This window comes from Nesterenkonia sphaerica, from assembly GCF_005771565.1.
GTDB lineage: Bacteria > Actinomycetota > Actinomycetes > Actinomycetales > Micrococcaceae > Nesterenkonia > Nesterenkonia sphaerica.
The window spans coordinates 1-362 of sequence record NZ_VAWA01000084.1 but is presented as its reverse complement, the minus strand read 5'-3'; the positions used below and the strand labels follow the sequence as shown (position 1 = coordinate 362).

1 protein-coding gene is annotated in these 362 nt (G+C 58.3%); it reads left to right on the top strand.

Annotation, left to right across the window (positions count from 1 at the left end; translation table 11 throughout):
• On the top strand, positions 1–324 hold a 324-nt coding region (locus FEF27_RS13230; protein WP_138171339.1), incomplete at its 5' end, for an integrase core domain-containing protein.
• Positions 325–362: the final 38 nt, after the last annotated feature.

Here is a 362-nt window from a genome sequence, read left to right as displayed (position 1 = left end):
GACCGCGGGGTGCAGTACACCTCTGAGGACACCCACAAGGTCTGCTCCACCTTGGGGATTAGCCAGTCGGTGGGTAGGACGGGGGTCTGTTTTGATAACTCTATGGCCGAGAATGTGTTTTCTAAGCTGAAGACCGAGTTCTACTACCGGCGCTCATGGGCGACCCGAGCCCAGGCTCGCAGCGGGGTAGCCTGCTGGATCGAGAAGGTCTATAACCGCCGTCGGCTGCACTCCGCTGTTGGGATGATCCCGCCAGTGGAATACGAGGAATCCCTCCGTCACCAGGCAGAAGGACAGTCACAAGGAATTCAGGAAGCCGCCTGAAGAACTAAGCAAGTGTCCACGATTTGCGGGCAAGGCCA